This window comes from Pseudomonadota bacterium (assembly GCA_034189865.1).
Classification (GTDB): domain Bacteria; phylum Pseudomonadota; class Gammaproteobacteria; order UBA5335; family UBA5335; genus JAXHTV01.
This window is the reverse complement of sequence record JAXHTV010000015.1, coordinates 1-22263: the sequence shown is the minus strand read 5'-3', so window position 1 is coordinate 22263 and position 22263 is coordinate 1. Positions and strand designations below refer to the sequence as shown.

The window sequence follows — 22263 nt, the reverse complement described above, 5'->3', positions numbered from 1 at the left end:
GGGAACGGCGTACAGTATGAATAGCCACACCGATACGGTTCGTAACGTGGTCGTGGGATTGGGCATGACGGGGCTTTCCGTCGCCCGCTTCCTCGCCCGTCGCGGTCAGTCTGTTGCGGTGGTCGACAGTCGTTCTGCGCCTCCGGCGTTGGGTGACCTTCGCGCTGAGCTTCCCGCGGTGGAGGTCAACCTGGGGCCCTTCACAGCGGGCGCTTTCGCCGATGCAGACCGTCTGATTGTCTCTCCCGGCGTGGCGACTGCTCATCCGGCCATTCAGGCAGCCGCACAACGGGGCGCGGAAGTGATCGGCGATATCGAGTTGTTCGCGCGTGAGGCCCAGGCGCCGATCATCGCCATCACCGGTTCCAACGGCAAGAGTACGGTGACCACCTTGGTCGGCCAAATGGCGGCAGCCGACGGTCGAGAGGTTCGTGTGGGCGGTAACCTGGGTACCCCGGCGCTGGATTTGCTTGCGAACAACGAGCCGGATCTCTACGTGCTTGAGCTGTCCAGTTTCCAACTGGAAACCACGCGCAGTCTCAATGCCTCCGCAGCGGCGGTTTTGAATATATCCGAAGACCATATGGACCGCTATGACTCGCTGGCAGCCTACAGCGCCGCCAAGCAGCGTATTTTTCGTTACGGACCCGGCCGAAAACCCGGGTTCATGGTTTTGAACGCCGATGACCCGGCGGTGGCGGCGATGGCGGAGCCCGGGCGCGCAGTGATCGCCTTCAGCCTTGGGTCACCGCGGGCGGGCGTGGATTACGGCTGTCGGGTGGTCGGTGACGAGACTTGGTTATGCCGGGGCAGTGAGCGGTTGATTGCGGCAGGGGAGTTGAAGCTGTTCGGCAGCCATAATCGCGCCAACGCGCTGGCGGCTTTGGCGCTTGCCGAGTGCGTTGGTATCGATCGAACGGTCGCCTTGGACGTGCTTCGCGCTTTTGAAGGACTTCCCCACCGGATGCAGTGGGTGGCGGAGCACTGCGGTGTTGCCTACTTCAACGATTCCAAGGGTACCAACGTGGGCGCAACCGCCGCCGCGGTTCACGGGTTGGATCGTCCGGCGGTTTTGATTCTCGGCGGTCAGGGGAAAGGCGCTGACTTCACGGCCCTGCGGCCGCTCATCGCGGGTAAGGCTCGGGCCATTGTGTTGATCGGCGAGGATGCAGATCGCATCGAGCAGGCCTTGCGTGGCGCGACCGCGATTTATCGTGCAGATGGCTTGGGGCAGGCGGTTCGCCTCGCCGCGCAGCAGGCCCAAAGCGGCGATTGCGTGGTGCTTTCCCCTGCCTGCGCAAGTCAGGATATGTTTCGCGACTACCGTCATCGAGGTGACGTGTTCGTTTCCCTGGTGCAGGGGTTGGCGACATGAGTGCCGTCGTTTTCCGTGAGCAGCACGCAGTGCCGAAGGCCGATGGGGGATGGCGGGGCCGCCTGGATATGCCGCTGGTTCTGATCACGCTCACGTTGGTCGCTCTGGGCTTGGTGATGGTGGCGTCTGCTTCCATGCCTATGGCCGATCGTTTGACGGGCAACCCATTCTATTACTTCGAACGACAAATGGTGTTCGCGCTGCTGGGGCTGGTCGCCGCCTGGTTGGCGTTGTTCGTTCCCATGCGTGTTTTGGAGCGGACCGGTTTTCTGTTCATGGCGTCCGCCCTGGTGTTGTTGGTTTTGGTCCTGATCCCGGGTGTGGGTAAGACCGTGAACGGCAGTGCCCGTTGGATTGATCTGAAGGTGTTCCAGATTCAGGTTTCGGAGCCTGCTCGTCTCGCCTTGTTGATCTACCTCTCCGGTTACCTGGTTCGGTACAGCGAGAGTCTGGCGGTCAATCCATTGGTGGCATTGCGAGCCATTCTGGTGCTGGTGGTGGCCGGTATCTTGATGTTGCTGGAGCCTGATTTCGGGGCCACGGCCGTTCTGATGGTCGCCGCTTTGGCCATGATCTTCGTGGCCGGCGCACGGTGGACGACCTTTGTTGCCCTGTTACTAGCCTGCGCCGTCGCCATGGCCGGACTGATCTGGTACTCACCCTACCGTTGGGCACGTTTCACCGGTTTTCTCAATCCATGGTCGGATCCGTTCAACACTGGTTTTCAGTTGACGCAATCGCTCATGGCCATCGGTTCGGGTCATTGGTTCGGTCTGGGCTTGGGTGAGAGCGTTCAGAAAATGTTCTACCTGCCGGAGGCTCACACGGACTTTCTGTTTGCCATCCTGGCCGAAGAGCTCGGTTTGTTTGCATCCATCGCGGTGGTATTGCTCTACGCAGGGCTGGTTTGGCGGGCGCTGATTATTGCCGACCGCGCGGCTGCCGGTGGGCGATGGTTCTCGGCCTACCTGTCGTTCGGGATTGGCATTTGGATCGGCGTGCAAGCCTTTGTGAACATCGGTGTCAACATGGGTGTGCTGCCCACCAAGGGCTTGACCCTGCCCCTCATGAGCTACGGTGGCAGCAGTCTGCTGGTGATGTGCGCCATGGTCGGTTTGCTGCTGCGCGCGGAGCTGGAGAACCGCCTGCCTCGGCTTCGAGAGGAGGATTCGGCGTGAGACGGCCCATTCTCATCATGGCAGGTGGCACCGGCGGACATGTCTTTCCGGCGCTGGCGGTCGCGCGTGAATTGTTAGCCCGCGGGGGCGAGGTGGTCTGGTTGGGCAGCCGCCATGGCCTGGAAGCCGAATTGGTGCCGAAAGCGCATATTCCGCTCTACACCATTCGGGTACGCGGGCTTCGCGGCAAGGGAACTCTATCGTGGGCGCTCGCGCCTTTGCGCTTGCTATTGGCCTTGGCCGAAGCGTTATGGATTCTGATTCGCGTTCGTCCTTCCGCGGTTCTGGGCATGGGTGGATTCGCCTCCGGTCCCGGGGGCCTCGGCGCTTGGCTGTTGCGACGGCCGTTGCTGGTGCACGAGCAGAACGCGGTGGCGGGTTGGACCAACCGGGCTTTGGCGCCGCTGAGTCGTCGCCTCATGATGGCTTTTCCCGGCGCATTGCCCGAAAAATACCGGCCGGAAGTGGTCGGCAATCCGATCCGCAGCGAGATCGCTCAGCTCCCGCCACCACGACAGCGCATGCAAGGCCGCAGCGGGCCCGTTCGCATCCTGATATTGGGCGGAAGCCAGGGCGCGGTCGCTTTGAATGAGCTGTTGCCCAAGGCGCTCAGCCGATTGGTGACACACGAGGCCATCGAGGTGCGACACCAAGCCGGTGGACGAAATCTGGAAGCGGCAATGAAGGCCTACCAGGCTTTCCCGGGCGATCCGAAGGTAGAGCCTTTTATTGACGATATGGCACAGGCCTATAGCTGGGCGGATCTGGTGGTTTGCCGTTCCGGTGCGCTGACCATCGCGGAATTGTCTGCAGCGGGTTTGGCTTCGGTGTTGGTGCCTTACCCGCATGCTGTCGACGATCACCAAACCCGTAACGCCCAATCGCTGGTGAATGCCGGTGCCGCCGTGTTGTTGCCGCAAGATCAACTGAGCCCCAAGCGTTTGGCCGATACCCTGAAACCCTTGGTGAGCGATCGGGCGCAATTGCTGCGTATGGCCGAAGCGGCGCGCGCTTTGGGTAAACCGCAAGCGACCCGGGCGGTGGCCGATGCGCTAATGGAGCTGGGAGGGCCGGCATGAGTACACCGGTTGCCAGCTCCGTGACGCAGTTGGCCCGAATGGGTCGAGTTCGGCGTATCCACTTCGTGGGTATCGGCGGTGCCGGGATGGGCGGTATTGCCGAGGTATTGTTGAATCTGGGTTACGAGGTGACCGGCTCCGATCTGCGGGCTAATGCGGTGACGCATCACCTCTCGGGCCTGGGCGCGCGAGTTTTTCTGGGGCATGCCGCGGAGCATGTGGCGGACTGCGATGTGGTGGTGGTCTCCAGCGCGGTGGAGGCCGACAACCCCGAGGTCCAGGCCGCTTTGGAGCGACATGTGCCGGTGATTCCCCGGGCGCAGATGCTGGCGGAGATCATGCGTTTTCGCTACGGCATTGCGGTGGCGGGCACCCACGGTAAGACCACCACCACCAGTTTGGTCGCCAGTGTGCTCGCCGAGGGCGGCTTGGACCCCACCTTTGTCATCGGAGGACGGCTCAACAGCGCCGGGACCAATGCCCGTTTGGGCTCGGGGATGTATTTGGTGGCCGAAGCCGACGAAAGCGATGCGTCGTTCTTGCATCTGCAGCCGATGATGGCGGTCGTGACCAATGTGGACGCCGACCACCTGGCCACCTACGGTGGGGACTTCCGCCAGTTGAGGCAAACGTTTCTCGACTTCTTGCAGAATTTGCCTTTCTACGGATTGGCCGTGCTGTGTCTGGATGACCCGGTGCTGGCGGAGGCGCTACCCGAAGTGGGGCGACCGATGCTGACCTACGGTTTCCACGAGCAAGCCGATGTGCAGGCCCGTGATGTCCAAACGAACGGTCCCACGAGCCGTTTTGTTTTGGAACTGCCGGATGGCACGGGTGGCGAGGTCGTGCTCAACCTGCCGGGGCAGCACAACATTTTGAACGCGCTGGCGGCGATCGCCATCGGTTATGAGTTGAGCGTGCCGTTGGACGCGATTCGCCGTGCCCTCAAGGATTTCCAAGGTATCGGTCGGCGTTTCCAATCTTACGGCTCGATTGAATTGACCGATGGACAAGCGTTGCTGGTGGACGACTACGCGCACCATCCCACCGAATTGGCGGCGACATTGAAAGCGGCCCGGGAAGCGTGGCCGGATCGTCGACTGGTGGCCATTTTTCAGCCCCATCGTTATTCTCGCACGCGAGATTTGTTTGACGATTTCGCGCAGGTGCTCTCTACGCCGGACTGCTTGCTGCTTTGCGAGGTCTATGCGGCCGGGGAATCGCCGATTCCCAACGCCGACGCCCATGCGTTGGCGCGCGCGATCCGGAACCGGGGACGGCTCGAACCGGTTTTTGTCTCCAGTTTGGATGAGTTACCGGGCGCGTTGGCCAACATCATCCGCGATGGCGACCTGGTTCTGACTTTGGGCGCGGGCGATATCGGCCGAATGCCACCAGTGCTGGCGCAGCGGCTTTCGAACGCTGGAGACGAACGGTCATGACGCCGGACCTGCTACGCGGCGAACTGCGCGGCGCGGAGCCCATGGCCCGTCATACCTCCTGGCGTGTGGGCGGTCCGGCCGACCGTTTCTATCGACCGGCGGATTTGGACGATCTGGTGGAGTTTCTCAGCAGCTTGGCACCCGATGAGCCGGTGTTCTGGCTAGGCTTGGGCAGCAATCTCCTAGTGCGAGACGGCGGCTTGGAAGGCACCGTGATTTCCACCCAGAGCGCGTTGACCGGAATCACGCGTTGCGAGGGCGGACTCGTGGAGGTCGAGTCCGGTGTTTCGTGCGCCAAACTGGCCCGTCGCTGTTCCCGTTGGGGCTTGGCGGAGGCCGATTTTTTCGCCGGCATTCCCGGCACGACGGGTGGTGCTCTGGCCATGAATGCCGGTGCCTTTGGCGGCGAGACCTGGAGGCACGTCGTCGCGATACGGGTGGTTAACCGCAGCGGGGTCATGCGGTGGCGGGAGCCCAGGGAGTATCGCGTGGGCTATCGAACCGTGATTTCTCCGCAAAAAGATGAGTGGTTTGTAGCGGCCCGTTTCGAGTTTCCCGTGGCCAGGCCCGATGAAACCTCCGAGATCAAGACGCTGTTGGCCAAACGGAGCGCGACCCAGCCATTGGGTGTTCCGAGCTGTGGCTCGGTGTTTCGCAATCCCGCAGGCGACCACGCCGCCCGGTTGATTGAAGCCTGCGGGCTCAAGGGGCTACGTATCGGTGGCGCCGAGGTGTCTGCCAAACACGCCAATTTCATCGTCAATCTCGGTGGCGCCACTGCGGCGGATATCGAGGCATTGATTCGTCGGATCCAAAACGCCGTGCGGTCGCAATTTGATATCGATCTGGAGCCGGAAGTGCGGATCGTCGGGAGGTCGGAATGAATACCTCCGCCCAGGCCCGCCGTTGCACTCATCCCAGCGCGTTCGGGCGAGTTGCCGTCCTGATGGGTGGCCAATCCGCAGAGCGGGATGTTTCTCTGAAAAGCGGGGCGGCCATTCATCGGGCGCTTCTTGATCAGGGCGTGGCAGCCGAAGCGGTGGACGTCGATGGCGACGTCGTCCGACATCTCATGGGCGGTGGATTCGATCGTGCCTTCATCGCCTTACACGGGCGAGGTGGCGAGGACGGGGTGATTCAGGGCGCGCTGCAGCTATTGGGGATTCCCTACACCGGGAGCGGTGTGTTGGCCTGCGCCTTAAGCATGGACAAGGTGCGGACCAAGCAAATCTGGCGGGCGCAGGATTTGCCGACGCCGGCCTATCTGTCGATCGCCAGCGCGGCAGATATGGAGCGCGCCGCCGACCAGTTGGGCTTGCCCATGGTCATCAAGCCCAGCCACGAAGGTTCAAGCGTGGGGATGAGTCTGGTAGACGGGAAAGACCAGTTCCACGTGGCATTCGAGCAAGCACGAAAATTCGACTCCGAAGTGATCGCCGAGGCCTTTATCCGCGGTCGCGAGTACACGGCCGCCATTTTGGACGGTGACGTACTGCCCATGATTCGGTTGGAGACGCCTCACCGCTTTTACGACTATGCGGCCAAATACGAAGCCTCCACCACCCGTTATTTCTGTCCCAGTGGCTTGGGCGACGCGGTCGAGGGAGAGCTGGTGCATCTGGTCCGGCGGGCATTCGCATCTCTGGACGGGCGAGGCTGGGGGCGCATCGATTTCATGCTTGATGAGGCTGGCCAGCCTTGGCTGCTCGAAATGAATGCCATCCCGGGCATGACCGATCACAGTCTGGTTCCCATGGCCGCCAAAGCCGCGGGCATCGCGTTTGAAGAGTTGGTGTGGCGGATCCTGGAAACGAGCATCTCGGACCCCGAGGGAGGCCGGAGATGACCCGCAATCGCAGAACCCCGATAACCTCCACAACCCAAAAGGACTCGCTCCGCGAGCGCGTGAGGGCCGTCGGCTCCCTGCGGGCCGGCGGAGTCGTGGCGGCTGTGCTGGCGCTGGCGGGGGCGGGCTACGCGCTGGCCCAGGTGCCCTTGACCGAGTGGCGGCCCATTCGTCGGGTCGAGATTGAAGGGCCATTCGTGGCGGTGGGTTTGGCGGAAATCGAAGAGGTCATCCGTCCGTATGTGTCCGCGGGATTTTTCGGTACGCCGCTGGCCACCATAGCCGATGCCGTCGAGTCGTTGCCGTGGGTGGATCAGGTCAATGTCCGCCGCCGCTGGCCCGATGTGATCCGGATAGAAATCTGGGAGCACGCTCCGGTGGCCCGTTGGGGGGAGCTGGCGCTGTTGAATCGCCGCGGTGAACGTTTCGCCGAGGCTATCGACTCGATTGATCTGCCGCTGCTCAACGGCCCGGAGGGCAGCGAGAAAAAGGTCCTGATGACTTATCAGGACTGTCGCAATCTGCTGGCCGAACGGCAGCTGCAATTGGTGGAGCTGGCAGTCGATCACCGCGGAAGCTGGCGCGCCACCCTGGCGCAGGGTGTGGAGCTTCGTATGGGCCAAGGTCGGCCTCAAGCCACCTTGTCGCATTTTCTCAAGCTCGGCTTGCCGGCGGTGCGAGACCGCTTGAACCAATTGGCATACATCGACCTGCGTTATCCCAACGGGTTCGCAGTGCGATCGGCAATGCCCACAACGGATAACTGAATAGGGATCGGGAGATGGCGAAGAAGCCGGAAAACAGCCTCATCGTTGGACTCGACATTGGGACGTCCAAAGTCGTTTGCATCGTTGGCGAGATCACCGATAACGGGATTGAGGTCATCGGTCTGGGATCGCACCCCTCGCGCGGTTTGAAAAAGGGCGTGGTGGTGAACATCGAATCCACGGTGCAGTCCATTCGCCGGGCGGTGGAAGAAGCCGAATTGATGGCGGGCTGCGAAATCCATTCGGTGTTTACCGGGATTGCCGGCAGCCATGTGCGGAGCCTGAACTCCCACGGCATCGTCGCTATCCGCGACCGGGAGGTTCGTCAGGAGGACGTTGACCGGGTGATTGATGCAGCGCGCGCCGTTGCCATTCCGGCTGATCAGAAGATCCTCCACATCCTGCCTCAGGAATTCATCATTGACGAGCAGGAGGGCATCAAAGAGCCCATCGGCATGTCGGGTGTCCGCCTGGAGGCCAAGGTACACATGGTGACCGGTTCGGCCAGTGCCGCTCAGAACATCACCAAATGCGTACGTCGCTGCGGTTTGTATGTCGATGACATCATCCTTGAGCAATTGGCGTCCAGCTACTCCGTGCTGACTCAGGATGAAAAGGATCTAGGAGTTTGTCTGGTGGACATCGGCGGCGGCACGACGGATATCGCCGTGTTCACCGATGGGGCGATCCGCCACACCGCGGTGATTCCCATTGCTGGTGATCAAATCACCAACGACATCGCCGTCGCGCTGCGCACGCCCAGTCACCATGCGGAAGAGATCAAGCTGAAGTACGCCTGCGCACTACCTCAACTGGCGAGTCCGGACGAGAGCATTGATGTGCCTAGCGTGGGTGATCGGCCGCCGCGACGATTGGCGCGCAAGACCTTGGCCGAGGTGGTGGAGCCGCGGTACGAGGAATTGTTCGGATTGATTCTCGCTGAGCTCAGGCGCAGCGGGTTTGAAGACTTAGTGGCCGCCGGCGTGGTTCTCACCGGGGGCAGTTCCAAGATGGAAGGTGCCGTCGAGCTGGCGGAAGAAGTGTTTCATATGCCGGTACGTCTCGGCGTGCCCGAACACGTGACCGGCTTGGCCGATGTCGTTCGCAATCCCATCCATGCGACCGGCGTTGGCCTATTGCTTTTCGGTAGTCAAACCGGCGCCAATCGCGCCGAGCCGATGGAGCTTGGGATACGCAGTATCTGGGCTCGGATGAAGAGTTGGTTTCAGGGGAATTTCTGAATACCCGATGTGTTTTCGATTGTATTTGGCGGGGTGTGAAGTATGAGAGGAGGTCAAGATATGTTTGAGTTGATGGATTCTTATCCGCAAAACGCGGTGATCAAGGTTATTGGCGTCGGCGGTGGCGGCGGTAACGCCGTGGAGAATATGGTTCAGGCCGGTATCGAAGGTGTCGAGTTTATTGCCGCGAACACGGATGCCCAGGTGCTAAGCAACAGCGCCGGTCGAACCGCGTTGCAGCTGGGATCGGGGATTACGAAGGGTCTGGGTGCCGGTGCCAATCCGGAGATTGGTCGGCAAGCCGCTATGGAAGATCGCGAGCGCATTGCGGATGTGATTGCCGGGACCGATATGCTGTTCATCACCGCCGGTATGGGCGGCGGAACGGGGACGGGCGCAGCGCCGGTGGTTGCCCACATTGCCAAAGAGCTCGGCATTCTCACCGTTGCCGTGGTGACCAAGCCGTTTCCCTTCGAAGGTACCAAGCGCTCCGCGGTTGCCCAACACGGTATCGCCGCTCTGAGCGAGAATGTCGATTCCCTTATCACCATTCCCAACGAACGTTTACTGACGGTGCTCGGTAAACAAGCCAGCCTGCTTCAGGCATTTAAAGCAGCGGATGAGGTGCTGCTCAACGCTGTTTCCGGGATCGCCGAACTCATCACCCGCCCGGGCTTGATCAACGTCGACTTCGCCGATGTACGCACCGTGATGTCGGAAATGGGCATGGCGATGATGGGGACCGGGCGAGCCAGCGGCGAGGGCCGGGCCCGGGAGGCAGCCGAGAAGGCCTTAAACAGCCCCTTGCTGGACGAAGTCAATGTCGCGGGCGCCCGTGGCATCCTGGTCAACGTGACGGCCGGTATGGATATGGCCATCGGAGAATTCGAGGAAGTTGGCAACACGGTTAAGGATTTTGCTTCCGACGATGCGACCGTCGTGGTCGGTACGGTGATCGATCCTGAGATGAGTGACGAGTTGCGAGTGACGGTGGTGGCCACCGGTATCGGGTCGGCGATTAACCATCAACCGGATCACCCACCGGCCAAGTTGGTCCAACGTAACAACAGTGGCGAGGTGAACTATTCGGAGCTGGATCGTCCAACGGTTATTCGCAAGCGCGTCGTCGGTGAACGACATGCGCCCACCGATGTCGATATGGACTACCTGGACGTACCGGCGTTTCTGAGACGGCAGGCGGATTGAATGAGATTAACTGTTCGCGGTTTGGGCCGAAATATATCTGGGTTATAATCGGTTTTGGCCGAAGTATGTCTGATTTCAGTCGGGCGCTGAACTTGCGATCCGCTGGGTAGTCTCAAAAGGCCGTTCAACTAAAAGGACACCGGATGTGTTGAAGCAGCGCACCCTAAAAAATGTGATTCGTGCGACCGGCGTCGGGCTCCACTCCGGGCAGAAGGTGTTTCTCACCTTGCGCCCGGCACCGGTCGATGTCGGCATTGTATTTCGGCGGGTCGATCTGCCGGGTGAACCCGAGATTAAGGCCAGCCCGGAAAATGTCGGAGACACCCGGCTATCCACGACCTTGGTTCGCGACGATATCCGAGTCGCCACGGTTGAGCATTTGCTCTCGGCGTTGGCCGGTCTTGGGATCGACAACGCCTTCGTGGAGCTCAGTGCTGCGGAAGTTCCGATCATGGATGGCAGCGCCGGTCCCTTTGTCTTTCTGATTCAGTCTGCCGGAATTGTCGAGCAGGAAGCGCCCAAGCGCTTTATCCGTATTAAGAAACCGGTGGAAGTGAAAGAAAGCGATGGCAAGTGGGCGCGATTTGACCCGTTCGAGGGATTCAAGGTCAGCTTCCTGATCGATTTCGATCACCCGGTGTTCAAAAATCACAGTAATCGGGCGGAGGTGGACTTCTCGACGACTTCGTTCGTGAAAGAAGTCAGTCGTGCTCGAACGTTTGGGTTCGTTCGTGATATCGAACTACTCAGGAAGAACAACTTGGCTTTGGGCGGTACCCTGGACAATGCCATCGTGGTGGACGACTACCGCATTTTGAATGAAGAAGGGCTCCGCTACGACGACGAGTTCGTTAAGCACAAAATTCTCGATGCCATCGGCGATCTCTACTTGCTTGGGCACAGTTTGATCGGTGCCTTTAGCGGTCACAAATCCGGGCATGATTTGAACAACAAACTGCTCCGTAAATTGATGGCGAACAAGTCGGCATGGGAGCAGGTCACATTCCAGGATGTCGATGCCGCACCGATTTCATTTTTGAGTCCGTTACTGGCGACTTGATACTATTTGGTCGGCTTCGGGGAACGTGTCAGTGGAGCGTTCCCCGTGTTGGGCAAGTCGAAGGATTTTTTCCGCGAGTTTTTGGTCTGATATGTTAAGGGCCAGGGTTCGCAGTCCCGCGGCATTTTTCTCGGACAAGCGAAGTCTCTGGCGGGTCACCTTGCGACTCGGCGCCGAAGGGGGCGCAACCTTGACCTGAACTGCGGTTAAGGCGAGGTCTGTTTCGTCCGATAACAAAGACAGGATACTGGGCGCCGCGTAGCGTAATCGTGCGGCCCAGGTTGGATCGTCCGCCAGCACGATAAGCGTATTGTTTGTGACGTTGGCGACGCGGCAATGTTCTGCCAAAGGCGATGGGAGCTGGCGGCCGAGATTTCGGTCCAAGCGCCGGAGCTGTTTTGCGCGTTCCACGATTTCCCGCATCGTCGGTTCTGCTCGACAGTGGTGATCTATGGGTTTCAGGCGCTGGCGGATGGGCATCGTCGGTTTTTTCAGTATCACAAGACCAGATGTAAACAACATACACCATTTGCCATGAAATTGATCTTCCTCACGAAGCGCAAAAGTGCTGTTCGACAATTTGATTTGTCGGGTGGGCTATTTCTGTCGCTTAGTGTGATTCTGCTGGTGGCATTGGTTGGTGGGGCAGCCACGGTCGGCTTTACACTGGGCCGCAGTGAACTGGCGTTTTCTGCCGCTGATCGAGCGAATCCGGATTGGGCCTATCAGGCGTTGGCAATGCAAAGGTCCGAGATTCTTAAGGCGAAGCAGGAGGCAGAACACGCCGTCAATGCACTGTCAGGCAAGCTTGGGCAGATGGAGGCGAAAGTGATTCGCATTGAGGCACTGGGCAGTCGTTTGGTGCAAATGGCGAAACTGGATTCGGCCGAATTCGACTTCGATCGACCACCTGCGCTGGGTGGCCCGGAGTCGGAGTCCGACGAGCGCGTTTCGCCAACGACCGCGACGGAGTTGGTGACGGCGGCCGATACCATAGACCGCGCGTTGCAGCGCCGTTACCACGAACTGGCGGTATTGGAAAATCTATTGCTTGATCGTCAGTTGCAGGATGCCATTTCTCCTCAAGGACGGCCTATTGTCAGTGGGTGGTTGTCTTCCCCATACGGTGTTCGGAACGATCCCATCTCCGGGCGGCGTGCCTTTCACGATGGCATCGATTTCGCCGGCAAAACGGGTTCGCCTGTCATCGCCGTCGCGGATGGATTGGTTGCCCAGGTGGGCGCGCGCCAAGGATACGGCAAGCTGATTGAAATTAATCATGGCAACGGGTATCGAACCCGCTACGGTCACAACAGTGAGGTGTTGGTTGCCGTCGGCGAGAAGGTCAGCCGGGGTCAGCAAATTGCACGTATGGGGTCGACCGGGCGTTCTACAGGCCCTCATGTTCACTTCGAAGTTTTGCACAACGGCAAGACCATCAACCCGCGAAAATTCATCTACGCCGCGAATCATTGACCCTGGACTCGGGTCGGCATAAGGTTTAGCCCCCCAGGCCCCATTCTTCCTGAAAAACACGGTAGACTGGCGTTTTTCGGCGCGGCTGAATCCCCGGGCAAAGTCTATTTTTTTATGCAGATTGAGCAATGATTAGCAAAGTCTTTCGCAAGATTGTCGGTACACGGCACGATCGAAACGTTCGTCGCTTGTCAAAAATCGTTTATAAGGCCAATGCGCTGGAAGATGAGTTGGCCGCCCTTGACGATGCCAGCTTGAGAGGTCGAACTGAGATCCTCAAGGAGCGCTCGGAGGCGGGAGCTTCACTCGACGATTTGTTGCCGGAAGCCTTTGCGGCCGTTCGGGAAGCCGGCAAACGCGTCTTGAATATGCGGCATTTCGATGTCCAGTTCATGGGCGGGATGGTTCTTCACCAAGGTCGGATTGCCGAGATGCGCACCGGGGAAGGTAAGACCTTGGTCGCAACACTTCCTGTCTATTTGAATGCCTTATCCGGTCGGGGCGTGCATGTTGTCACTGTCAACGAATATTTGGCACAGCGTGATGCTGAATGGATGCGCCCGTTGTATGAGTTTCTTGGCTTGTCGGTGGGCGTGATTCTTAGCGGCCAGTCGCCGGAAGAGAAGCGGTCGGCTTACGCTGCGGACGTGACGTACGGTACCAATAACGAGTTCGGATTCGATTACCTGCGCGATAACATGGCTTTTCAAGCCGAGGACAAAGTGCAGCGTCCCCTGAATTTCGCCATCGTCGATGAAGTCGATTCCATCTTGATCGATGAAGCCCGGACCCCTTTGATCATTTCCGGCTCAACGGACGAGAACACGGAACTTTATCGCCAGATCAATTCCCTGATTCCCGGGCTTGAACCACAACAAACCGAAGATGGTCCGGGAGATTTCAGTATCGACGAAAAAACCCGGCAGGTGCATTTGACCGATGCGGGTCATCAGCGCGTCGAAACGCTGTTGGCCGACGCTGGTCTGTTGCCGGAAGGGCAAAGCCTATACGACGCGAGCAATATCCTGCTGATGCATCACGTCAATGCCGGACTCCGTGCCCATCACCTGTTTAACAAGGATGTTCACTACATCGTTCAGAACGGAAAAGTGGTCATCGTCGATGAGTTTACGGGGCGAACGATGCCGGGGCGCCGGTGGTCGGACGGTCTCCATCAGGCGATAGAGGCCAAAGAGTCGCTGGCGATCCAGAGTGAGAATCAGACTCTGGCGTCGATCACGTTCCAGAACTACTTCCGTCTATACGACAAGCTCGCGGGGATGACCGGTACGGCGGACACCGAGGCATACGAGTTCCAGCAGATCTACGGCTTGGAAGTGGTCGTCATTCCGACTAACAAGCCGATGGTTCGCGAGGATTACCCCGATCAGATCTACATGACCAAGCGGGAGAAGTTCGATGCGATCGCCAAAGATATCCAGGCCTGCAGGAACCGCCAGCAACCCGTTTTGGTCGGCACCACATCCATCGAAAACTCCGAGTTGCTCTCAAGGCAGCTGACCAAGCTTAAAATTCCGCATGAAGTTCTCAACGCCAAGCAGCATGCAAGAGAGGCGGAGATTATCGCCCAGGCGGGCCGCCCCGGAGCGGTGACAATCGCCACCAATATGGCTGGTCGTGGAACGGATATCGTGTTGGGCGGTAACCCGGAAATGGAGATCGAGGCTCTGGGTGAGGAGGGATTACCAGAGCAGATCGAAGCCATACGGGCGGCCGCTAGGGAACGTCAGGAAAAAGTGTTGGAATCCGGTGGTCTGCACATTATCGGCAGCGAGCGTCATGAATCCCGACGCGTTGACAATCAGTTAAGAGGTCGTGCCGGACGTCAGGGCGATCACGGATCCAGTCGATTCTATCTTTGCTTGGAAGATGACTTGCTGCGCATTTTTGGATCCGGTCGCCTCACCGGGCTGATGCAACGCCTGGGCATGGAGGAAGGGGAGTCCATTGAACATCCCTGGGTGACGCGAGCGATCGAAAACGCGCAACGCAAAGTCGAGGGGCACAACTTCGACATCCGAAAACAACTGTTGGAGTACGACGACGTCGCAAACGATCAGCGTCGGGTGATTTATGAGCAGCGAAACGAACTGCTGGCGGGCGCTCAAACTGATGAAATGTTCGATTCTATGCGGGCGGACGTCGTTGAAGAACTGATCAGTCAATTTATCCCGCCCCAGAGTGTTGAAGAGCAGTGGGACGTCGCGGGCTTAGAAGAGCATCTGACGCGCGAGTATCAGATCGATCTGCCCATAAAGCAGTGGCTTGAACAAGAGCCCGAACTCAACGAACGCAGTTTACGCGCGCGTATTCTTGAGGCGTTGACCTCCGAGTACAATGCGCGCGCCGAGCGCATCGGTCCCGAAGTCATGCAGCAGATCGAGAAATCCGTCATGTTGCGGGTTCTGGATGGTCTGTGGCGAGAGCATTTGGCGGCAATGGATTATCTGCGTCAAGGGATCCACCTGCGCGGGTATGCACAGAAAAACCCCAAGCAAGAGTATAAGCGCGAGGCTTTCGAGATGTTCTCCGAAATGCTGGAGCGTTTCAAGCACGATGCTGTGGGCTTGCTTTACAAAATCCACGTTCGGGATCCTCAAGATGTGGAAGCGATTGAGGAGCAGCGGGCAAGGCCGACCCACATGCAGTTTCGCCATCCCGGTGCGGCGTCGCCCGAGTCCGTCGGCGAAGAGGCTCTTCCGGCGACCGGTACCGAAGGTGCCCAAGCGGTGCAGCCCTTTGTGCGCGGCGAACGCAAGGTGGGACGTAACGAACCCTGTCCTTGTGGGTCGGGCAAAAAATTCAAACAGTGTCATGGGCGGTTGACATGACCATGTCGCTATCGGCCGGCGGCACATGATTCGTGTTTTAACAGCGATTCTTTCCATCAGCGAGCAAAGGTTATCGATATCGCCATGGCGGTTGGTCCTGATTCGTTTGGTCCCGTAGCATCAGTAGCGGGGGTTCTCGCAGCGACGGCCAGTGCGGGTGTTCGTCGAGCGAATCGACCGGATGTCGTGCTGTTTCGCTTCGATGAGGGGACCACATGTGCGGCCACATTTACGCGCAACGCGTTTTGTGCCGCTCCCGTGTTGGTGGCCAAAGAGCATCTAACGCGGTGTTCGCCCCGGGCATTTTTGATCAACAGTGGTAATGCCAATGCCGGTACCGGCCCAGCGGGTCTGAAAGCCGCTAGGGTCTGCTGTGAGGCAGTGGCAGGCGCGCTCGGGTGTCAACCGGAAGCGGTCTTACCGTTTTCTACAGGTGTGATTGGAGAACAACTGCCCGCCGAGCGGATCGCAGCCGTCGTGCCCCGGTTGGTTGTCGATTTGTCGGCCGATGGGTGGGGTGATGCCGCGAAAGGCATTATGACCACAGACACCCGCCCCAAAGGTGCGACTCGTCACGTGCGTGTGGGCGAGCACACGGTGACGCTCAGTGGAATCGCCAAGGGGGCAGGCATGATCCGGCCCGACATGGCCACCATGCTGGCGTTTTTGGCAACCGATGCGGCAGTCTCATCTGATGATCTGCAAAAGGCTTTAGAGGATGCCGTGGAGGTTTCATTCAATCGCATTAGTGTCGACGGCGATACCTCAACCAACGATGCTTGCGCGATCGCTGCCACCGGAAAAGCCGCTGCATTGAGATCGGGTGGGCCTGGTTGGTCGGAATTCAATCGTGCGCTGAAAGAAGTATGCGTCGAATTGGCACAGGCCATCGTCCGGGATGGGGAAGGCGCAACCAAGTTTATTACGGTTGCAGTTCACGGCGCGCGAGATCAATCTGAAGCCCGTCAGGTCGCCGATACGATCACCCAGTCTCCTTTGGTTAAGACCGCATTCTTTGCCAGTGATCCCAACTGGGGGCGAATCCTGGCCGCGGTCGGCCGAGCTGGGATTCCCGAACTCGATATCTCGGGGGTTTCCCTTCAGCTTGATGATGTTCCGGTCGTCACCGATGGCATGCCGGATTCGGCCTATTGTGAATCACGCGGACAGTCTGTCATGAACCGTGACGAGATCACGGTTCGTATCGATCTTGGTCGTGGCGATGCGGTAACCACCGTATGGACCTGCGATCTGAGTTACGACTATGTTCGTATCAATGCGGACTACAGAACCTGAAATTGCCATTTTAGAGGCGGTTATTCTGTCGAGATTTTGATGGCGTTGGGTGATATCCATGTTGCGGTTGGTGTGATTCAGGATCGCGAAGGCCGCGTCTTGTTGGCACAACGACCTACGGGTAAACACTTGGCGGGCTACTGGGAGTTTCCGGGCGGAAAGCTGGAGCCCGAAGAGTCCGTGAGCACCGCGTTAACCCGCGAATTGCTCGAGGAATTGGGCATCGTCGTGGATGTGGCCCGGCCCTTGATCCGTTTGCCCCATGCCTACCCGGAGAAGCGTGTATTGCTCGACGTGTGGACCGTGATTCGATATCACGGCCAACCCCGTGGTCGGGAGGGGCAGCGGTTGGCTTGGGTTGCGCCGGCGGATTTAAAACGCTGGCAATTGCCATCTGCCAATGAGCCCATCGTCCGTGCTCTCGACCTTCCTGACCATTATTTAGTTACGCCTGATATGGCGTGCGATATCGGTGGGTTGGAGCGCGGGTTGATCCAAGCGCTGGATCGAGGTACTCGACTTATTCAGCTTCGCCTCCCCAGCGCGACTGAACAATCATTGAAAACCTTCGCCGCGCGGTGCCTGCCGATCTGCCATGCGGCCGGGGCGCGTGTGCTATTGAATGGCGATAGTGTCCAGGCCGAAGCGTTGGGATTCGATGGTGTCCATCTCAATGCTGCTCGTTTGCGAGCTTACCGGCCGGAATCTCGTCCTGCCGGGAGGGAGTTCTTGGTTGCTGCATCCTGCCATGATCATGAACAGCTGGCTCTCGCCCAGGAGATGCGCTTGGATTTTGTGGTTTTGGGATCGGTCTGCAACACCCGATCCCATCCCGAAGGTCCCACCCTCGGTTGGGATCAGTTTCGCATCCTGACTGACCGAACCACCATTCCGGTGTATGCCATCGGGGGTATGAAGCATGAGGATTTGGACACGGCCAGGGGCGCCGGTGCCCAAGGAATAGCTGCCATTCGCGGTCTGTGGCGTGGCGAACACTAACAGGTTAGTTTCGTGTGTTCGAGTTGTCCTCTGGAAGGTCGGCGTCCGTCACCGGGATACTGCGGCTTTCTTCTAACCATCCGCCCAAATCGATGAGCTTGCAACGACGGCTACAAAATGGCCGGGCCGGGTTGGCATGGCCCACGTCCGTGGTTTCGCCACACGTCGGGCATCGGCCAATGCGCGATTGCATGCCGGGATCGAACATGTTTTTTCTCTTCATGTGGCGCCTCGACAACAGGCCAGTCGGAACTCCAGGTCATCGGTGACCTGGCAGGGTCGTTGTTCCAACGATACTTGGGTCACGAATCGAATGGTAATGCGATGTCGTCCGGCGCTGATTTCCGGATATGCGCCACAGTCGACGGGGAGCGCGATCCGCAATAGTTGGCAAGGGCGTTCCGCATCGGGTACTTGTTCGTAGATGCCGCCGCGGGCGACCTCCAGCGTTCGTTTTCCTGTTTCGCGGATCAGTCGCAAAACCATATCTAGACATTGCTCCAGAAGCGTGAACTGGCTGTACCAGCCCGAAAGTGTCTCTTGGCGTTGGTGCAGGGGCTGGTTAAGCCAACGATGGAGCCCGGGTAAATCGAAGTATGCGGTGCCGCCGGGAATGGTCATTCGTTGACGAAACGAACTGATCAGTTCGTTTTCCCGCAGGATTTGCCCAGGCTGCCCTGGGAGTGTGTGGAGTTGATCGGTGAGGTCTCGTAACTCACCGAGCAGCTTGTTGAGTTCTTCCTGATCGATTCCTGCCCGATGCCTAAGTTGTTCCAGGTGACCGCGCTGACGATCCATTTCCTGAATCAGCTCACCCTTGATATCGCTGCGGCCGAGCCCTTCTAGGGTTTCAAGCATCGAGCCAATGGCAGCCCGGGTGTCCCATCCGCTACGTCCCGACAAATGATGCCGGGTTTGAGCCAGGAGAAATTCGAGCCGCATGAGTTTCCGCACACGTTCATTGAGTGGGTGCTCGAATTCTACGGTTCGTCCGAGTGTCGCGTGTTCCATGACACGTATTATTCCATCTCAGCTCAGGGCGGGTGCCGACGTTTTCGGCCCAAAATGGAAGCGCCGGGCCCGTAGTTCGGGTTGGTCAACCATGCGTGTATAGGACGCATGTAGTTGCAAGACGATATCCGCCAACGCATCAGTCGAGTCGGTGTTCTCAATGACATCGTGGGCGGCTTCGAGCCGTTGTTCGCGGTCCGTTTGGGCAGCCAATATTGCCTTGGCCTGTTCCAAGTTGATACCGTCACGCGCCATCAGTCGCTCCAGCTGTTGTTGCCCTGGCACATCCACCACCAAGACTCGATTGACCAGTCGATGCTGCCCGGTTTCGACCAAAAGTGGCACCATGAGAATCACGTAAGGGCTGTTGGCAGCTCGCAATTTTTCTTGCATCCGTTGTCCGATCGCCGGATGCATCACTGCTTCGAGCTGACGCCGAAGCGATGGGTCGGCAAAAGCAATGTCGCGCATTCGGGCGCGATCCAGCCGCCCTTTGGCGTCGATAATAGTTTCGCCAAAAATTTCCCGTAGTTTAGCGAGGGCGGGCTCGCCAGGTTCGACAACTTCCCTGGCGACTTGGTCGGCATCGATCACCGCTATTCCTAAGCGCTCGAAATGATGAGCGACAGTCGATTTACCGCTGGCGATACCGCCAGTCAAGCCGACAATGAACATGTGTTTCCCATCCAGGCCTGGTCTTGTCCCGGACTCACGCGAGTCCGGCGAACCGGAGGTAGCCGGTATTGATGTGCTCGCCCCACACCAACATGAGCCATCCGGCAACTGCTAGATAGGGGCCAAAGGGAATCGGCTGTTCCCGTTCGCGATCGCCAACCAGGAGCATTGTACCGCCCAACAGGGCCCCAACCAGGGAGGATAACAGAATGGTGCCGGGTAATGCCTGCCAACCCGTCCAAGCGCCAATCATCGCCAGGAGCTTGAAGTCGCCATAGCCCATACCCTCTTTCCCCGTCAGCAGGCGAAAAAGCTGGTATACCGACCATAGAGCTAGATACCCGAGTACCGCGCCGAGAATACTGGAAATCGGGTCGCTCAGTTTAGCGAACAGGCTGAAAAGCAGGCCTGCCCAGATACCGGGCAGTGTGATGGAGTCTGGCAATAGTTGATGGTCGATGTCGATGAAGCTTAAAGCGATCAACGCCCAGCTCAATCCGAGCGCGCCGATCGCTTCCCAGCTGACGCCAAAATGCCAAGCCACCAGCAAAGAAATACCACCGGTGAGTAGCTCGATGGCGGGGTATCGGATACTGATGGGCGCGTGACAGCCTTTGCACTTGCCTTGTAACGCGATGTAACTAAGGACTGGCACATTTTCCAGGGCACCGATGCTGTGACCACAGTTCGGACAACATGATCGCGGACTCACGAGACCCGGGGGGGGCGCGTTGTCGGACGCGGGCTGTTGCAGAAATTCTCGACAGTTCTCACGCCAGCGGTATTCCAGCATGGGTGGGAGCCGGAGAATGACGACGTTGAGAAAACTGCCGACCAATAGACCCAGAATGAGCGTCGTCGTTAGCCACAAAGCCGGTTCGGCCTCCAATACGGCGATCAACTCCATGGCGCTTGTGGCTCCTTAAGGCGTGACGGGCATTAAATGACTTGACCCATCTGAAATATGGGAAGGTACATGGCCGTCACCAGTCCACCCACCAAGATACCCAGTATGGCCATAATCATTGGTTCAAGCAGCGTGCTTAGGTTGTCTACCATGTTATCGACTTCCGCCTCGTAAAATTCGGCGACTTTCGCTGACATGTCGTCCAAGGCACCGGATTCTTCCCCGATTCCGATCATTTGTACGGCCATGTTGGGAAACAATCCGCTCGCTTGCATCGTGATGTGGAGTTGTTGCCCGGTCGCTACCTGTTCACGCATGTTCTGCACCGCTTCCTGAAAGATGATGTTCCCAGTGGCGCCGCTGACCGAGTCCAAGGCTTCAACCAGCGGCACGCCGGCTGCGAACATGGTGGACAAGGTCCGTGCGAATCGGGCGATGGACCCTTTATAAAAAATTTTACCGATAACGGGCAGGCGAAGTAGAAGCCGGTCGCGGCCCTTTCGGAACGTGGCCGAGGTGCGGTTGAAATAAGATATGGTGGCAAACATAAGGCCGATAGAGCCGAGGATGATCCACCACCAAGCCTGAACGAACTCCGAGAGCGAGATGACCATTTTGGTAAAAGCCGGTAAATCGGCCCCGAAACTGCCGAACAAGCCTTCGAATTGTGGTACCACAAAATAGAGCAGGATACCGGTAACGACCAGAGCGACCGTGAGTACGATCGACGGATAGGTCATCGCCTTTCGGACCTTCGCCTTGATCGCTTCCGATTTCTCCTTATACAGGGCAATTTTGTCGAGCAGAGTTTCCAGTGTCCCGGATTTTTCTCCTGCGGCCACCAAGTTTACGTACAGGTCATCGAAGTAGCGAGGTTGGGTGGCCAATGATTCGGCCAGGGAGGCTCCGCCTTCCACTTCGGTCTTGATGCCCATGACCAGTACTTGCATGGCGGGATTGTCGTTCCCGCGGCCTACGATGTCGAACGCCTGGACCAAGGGCACGCCGGCCGCCATCATGGTCGCCAACTGGCGGGAGAAAATGGCGATTTCCACCGGTTTGATCTTCTTGGTTTTGCTTCGTGCACTGCGCGCGCTTTGTTTCTTTACGGAGGTGGGGTTGATGCCCTGGCGACGAAGCATGGCTTTAACCACGGCTTCGCTGGGGCCGGACTGTTGTCCCTTGACTACCTTGCCCGCTTTATTTTTGCCTTCCCAGGCAAACGTCGCATTTTTTACTGATTGGTTCGCCATAATTGCGGCCTTAATCGATGGTTACCCGGTTAACTTCTTCCAAACTCGTCAATCCATCGCGGACTTTGTTTAAACCCGAACGGCGTAAGTCGTTAATGCCGTCCTTCTCCGCTTGCGCCGCCACATCCATAGAGTTGCCACCTTCCATGATGATTCGCCCGATCTCCCGCGACACGGGCATGACTTGGTAGATCCCTACCCGTCCCTTGTATCCGTCGGTGCATTGGTCGCAACCTTTAGGGGCGTGGACATTGACCTCCGCCAGCTCGTCTTCCCGGAATCCGGCATCCAACAGGGCTTCTCTCGGTAGATCGGCCGGTGTTTTGCAGTTGCTGCATAAACGACGGGCCAGCCTTTGCGCAATGATGAGGTTCACCGAGGCGGCGATATTAAAGGGAGGGACGCCCATGTTGACCAGACGCTCCAAGGTTTTCGGTGCATCGTTGGTGTGCAGTGTGGATAACACCAAGTGCCCCGTCTGTGCTGCTTTGATCGCGATTTCGGCGGTTTCCAGGTCCCGGATTTCGCCAACCATGATCACGTCCGGATCTTGCCGCAGGAAGGCCCGCAAGGACGACGCGAACGTGAGGCCGACTTTTG

The 22263-nt window shown here is 58.5% G+C and carries 20 protein-coding genes; 14 read left to right on the top strand and 6 right to left on the bottom strand.

All coding sequences use genetic code 11. The features are described from left to right. Positions 1-16: 16 nt before the first annotated feature. From murD to SVU69_08550, 14 genes are all read left to right on the top strand, one after another. The gene (murD, locus tag SVU69_08615; GenBank protein MDY6943063.1) at positions 17-1375 is read left to right on the top strand and encodes a UDP-N-acetylmuramoyl-L-alanine--D-glutamate ligase; all 1359 of its coding nucleotides are present in this window, start codon (positions 17-19) and stop codon (positions 1373-1375) included. Next, positions 1372-2553, top strand: coding sequence for a putative lipid II flippase FtsW (ftsW, locus tag SVU69_08610; GenBank protein MDY6943062.1), 1182 nt, complete (start codon positions 1372-1374; stop codon positions 2551-2553). Before murD ends, ftsW begins: the two co-directional genes overlap by 4 nt. A 17-nt stretch (positions 2554-2570) precedes the next feature. Next, positions 2571-3632 carry an undecaprenyldiphospho-muramoylpentapeptide beta-N-acetylglucosaminyltransferase gene (murG, locus tag SVU69_08605; GenBank protein MDY6943061.1) on the top strand — a complete coding sequence of 354 codons (1062 nt, stop codon included), beginning with the start codon at positions 2571-2573 and terminating at the stop codon, positions 3630-3632. Then, the gene (gene murC, locus SVU69_08600) at positions 3629-5074 is read left to right on the top strand and encodes a UDP-N-acetylmuramate--L-alanine ligase (GenBank protein ID MDY6943060.1); all 1446 of its coding nucleotides are present in this window, start codon (positions 3629-3631) and stop codon (positions 5072-5074) included. Before murG ends, murC begins: the two co-directional genes overlap by 4 nt. Beyond that, positions 5071-5958, top strand: a complete 888-nt coding sequence (gene murB, locus SVU69_08595; GenBank protein MDY6943059.1) for a UDP-N-acetylmuramate dehydrogenase — start codon at positions 5071-5073, stop codon at positions 5956-5958. The genes murC and murB overlap by 4 nt, the downstream gene beginning before the upstream one ends. Continuing rightward, positions 5955-6920: a D-alanine--D-alanine ligase gene (locus SVU69_08590; GenBank protein MDY6943058.1), complete on the top strand. Its 966-nt coding sequence runs from the start codon at positions 5955-5957 to the stop codon at positions 6918-6920. Before murB ends, SVU69_08590 begins: the two co-directional genes overlap by 4 nt. Continuing rightward, positions 6917-7687 (top strand): cell division protein FtsQ/DivIB, encoded by a 771-nt coding sequence (locus SVU69_08585; GenBank protein ID MDY6943057.1) that lies wholly within the window; start codon positions 6917-6919, stop codon positions 7685-7687. Before SVU69_08590 ends, SVU69_08585 begins: the two co-directional genes overlap by 4 nt. Before the next feature lie 14 nt (positions 7688-7701). Further along, positions 7702-8928, top strand: coding sequence for a cell division protein FtsA (gene ftsA / locus SVU69_08580; protein ID MDY6943056.1), 1227 nt, complete (start codon positions 7702-7704; stop codon positions 8926-8928). Positions 8929-8988: 60 nt separating this feature from the next. Further along, positions 8989-10134 carry a cell division protein FtsZ gene (gene ftsZ / locus SVU69_08575; GenBank protein MDY6943055.1) on the top strand — a complete coding sequence of 382 codons (1146 nt, stop codon included), beginning with the start codon at positions 8989-8991 and terminating at the stop codon, positions 10132-10134. A 145-nt stretch (positions 10135-10279) separates the two neighbouring features. Beyond that, the gene (gene lpxC, locus SVU69_08570) at positions 10280-11194 is read left to right on the top strand and encodes a UDP-3-O-acyl-N-acetylglucosamine deacetylase (GenBank protein ID MDY6943054.1); all 915 of its coding nucleotides are present in this window, start codon (positions 10280-10282) and stop codon (positions 11192-11194) included. Positions 11195-11530: 336 nt separating this feature from the next. Continuing rightward, positions 11531-12670 (top strand): M23 family metallopeptidase, encoded by a 1140-nt coding sequence (locus SVU69_08565; GenBank protein MDY6943053.1) that lies wholly within the window; start codon positions 11531-11533, stop codon positions 12668-12670. Positions 12671-12798: 128 nt separating this feature from the next. Next, positions 12799-15522 (top strand): preprotein translocase subunit SecA, encoded by a 2724-nt coding sequence (gene secA / locus SVU69_08560; GenBank protein MDY6943052.1) that lies wholly within the window; start codon positions 12799-12801, stop codon positions 15520-15522. Between the two features lie 84 nt (positions 15523-15606). After that, positions 15607-16818, top strand: a complete 1212-nt coding sequence (gene argJ, locus SVU69_08555) for a bifunctional glutamate N-acetyltransferase/amino-acid acetyltransferase ArgJ (GenBank protein ID MDY6943051.1) — start codon at positions 15607-15609, stop codon at positions 16816-16818. 39 nt (positions 16819-16857) lie between these two features. Further along, a complete protein-coding gene (locus SVU69_08550; GenBank protein ID MDY6943050.1) occupies positions 16858-17817 on the top strand; it encodes a Nudix family hydrolase in 960 nt (319 codons plus the stop codon). A 4-nt stretch (positions 17818-17821) separates the two neighbouring features. On the opposite strand, the gene yacG is transcribed toward SVU69_08550, so the two are convergent. From yacG to SVU69_08520, 6 genes are all read right to left on the bottom strand, one after another. Beyond that, positions 17822-18010 (bottom strand): DNA gyrase inhibitor YacG, encoded by a 189-nt coding sequence (gene yacG, locus SVU69_08545; protein MDY6943049.1) that lies wholly within the window; start codon positions 18008-18010, stop codon positions 17822-17824. A 26-nt stretch (positions 18011-18036) separates the two neighbouring features. After that, a complete protein-coding gene (zapD, locus tag SVU69_08540; GenBank protein MDY6943048.1) occupies positions 18037-18828 on the bottom strand; it encodes a cell division protein ZapD in 792 nt (263 codons plus the stop codon). A gap of 18 nt (positions 18829-18846) precedes the next feature. Further along, positions 18847-19503, bottom strand: coding sequence for a dephospho-CoA kinase (coaE, locus tag SVU69_08535; protein MDY6943047.1), 657 nt, complete (start codon positions 19501-19503; stop codon positions 18847-18849). A 34-nt stretch (positions 19504-19537) separates the two neighbouring features. Then, positions 19538-20410, bottom strand: a complete 873-nt coding sequence (locus SVU69_08530; GenBank protein ID MDY6943046.1) for an A24 family peptidase — start codon at positions 20408-20410, stop codon at positions 19538-19540. A gap of 32 nt (positions 20411-20442) precedes the next feature. Continuing rightward, positions 20443-21663, bottom strand: coding sequence for a type II secretion system F family protein (locus SVU69_08525; protein MDY6943045.1), 1221 nt, complete (start codon positions 21661-21663; stop codon positions 20443-20445). Positions 21664-21673: 10 nt separating this feature from the next. After that, on the bottom strand, positions 21674-22263 hold a 590-nt coding region (locus SVU69_08520; protein ID MDY6943044.1), incomplete at its 5' end, for an ATPase, T2SS/T4P/T4SS family.

Excerpts from the sequence above, each read along its gene's own strand:
- murD (MDY6943063.1), top strand. The coding sequence starts at position 17 with ATGAATAGCCACACCGATACGGTTCGTAACGTGGTCGTGGGATTGGGC.
- ftsW (MDY6943062.1), top strand. The coding sequence starts at position 1,372 with ATGAGTGCCGTCGTTTTCCGTGAGCAGCACGCAGTGCCGAAGGCCGAT.
- murG (MDY6943061.1), top strand. The coding sequence starts at position 2,571 with ATGGCAGGTGGCACCGGCGGACATGTCTTTCCGGCGCTGGCGGTCGCG.
- murC (MDY6943060.1), top strand. The coding sequence starts at position 3,629 with ATGAGTACACCGGTTGCCAGCTCCGTGACGCAGTTGGCCCGAATGGGT.
- murB (MDY6943059.1), top strand. The coding sequence starts at position 5,071 with ATGACGCCGGACCTGCTACGCGGCGAACTGCGCGGCGCGGAGCCCATG.
- SVU69_08590 (MDY6943058.1), top strand. The coding sequence starts at position 5,955 with ATGAATACCTCCGCCCAGGCCCGCCGTTGCACTCATCCCAGCGCGTTC.
- SVU69_08585 (MDY6943057.1), top strand. The coding sequence starts at position 6,917 with ATGACCCGCAATCGCAGAACCCCGATAACCTCCACAACCCAAAAGGAC.
- ftsA (MDY6943056.1), top strand. The coding sequence starts at position 7,702 with ATGGCGAAGAAGCCGGAAAACAGCCTCATCGTTGGACTCGACATTGGG.
- ftsZ (MDY6943055.1), top strand. The coding sequence starts at position 8,989 with ATGTTTGAGTTGATGGATTCTTATCCGCAAAACGCGGTGATCAAGGTT.
- SVU69_08565 (MDY6943053.1), top strand. The coding sequence starts at position 11,531 with ATGTTCTGCCAAAGGCGATGGGAGCTGGCGGCCGAGATTTCGGTCCAA.
- secA (MDY6943052.1), top strand. The coding sequence starts at position 12,799 with ATGATTAGCAAAGTCTTTCGCAAGATTGTCGGTACACGGCACGATCGA.
- argJ (MDY6943051.1), top strand. The coding sequence starts at position 15,607 with ATGGCGGTTGGTCCTGATTCGTTTGGTCCCGTAGCATCAGTAGCGGGG.
- SVU69_08550 (MDY6943050.1), top strand. The coding sequence starts at position 16,858 with ATGGCGTTGGGTGATATCCATGTTGCGGTTGGTGTGATTCAGGATCGC.
- yacG (MDY6943049.1), bottom strand. The coding sequence starts at position 18,010 with ATGCAATCGCGCATTGGCCGATGCCCGACGTGTGGCGAAACCACGGAC.
- zapD (MDY6943048.1), bottom strand. The coding sequence starts at position 18,828 with ATGGAACACGCGACACTCGGACGAACCGTAGAATTCGAGCACCCACTC.
- coaE (MDY6943047.1), bottom strand. The coding sequence starts at position 19,503 with ATGTTCATTGTCGGCTTGACTGGCGGTATCGCCAGCGGTAAATCGACT.
- SVU69_08530 (MDY6943046.1), bottom strand. The coding sequence starts at position 20,410 with ATGGAGTTGATCGCCGTATTGGAGGCCGAACCGGCTTTGTGGCTAACG.
- SVU69_08525 (MDY6943045.1), bottom strand. The coding sequence starts at position 21,663 with ATGGCGAACCAATCAGTAAAAAATGCGACGTTTGCCTGGGAAGGCAAA.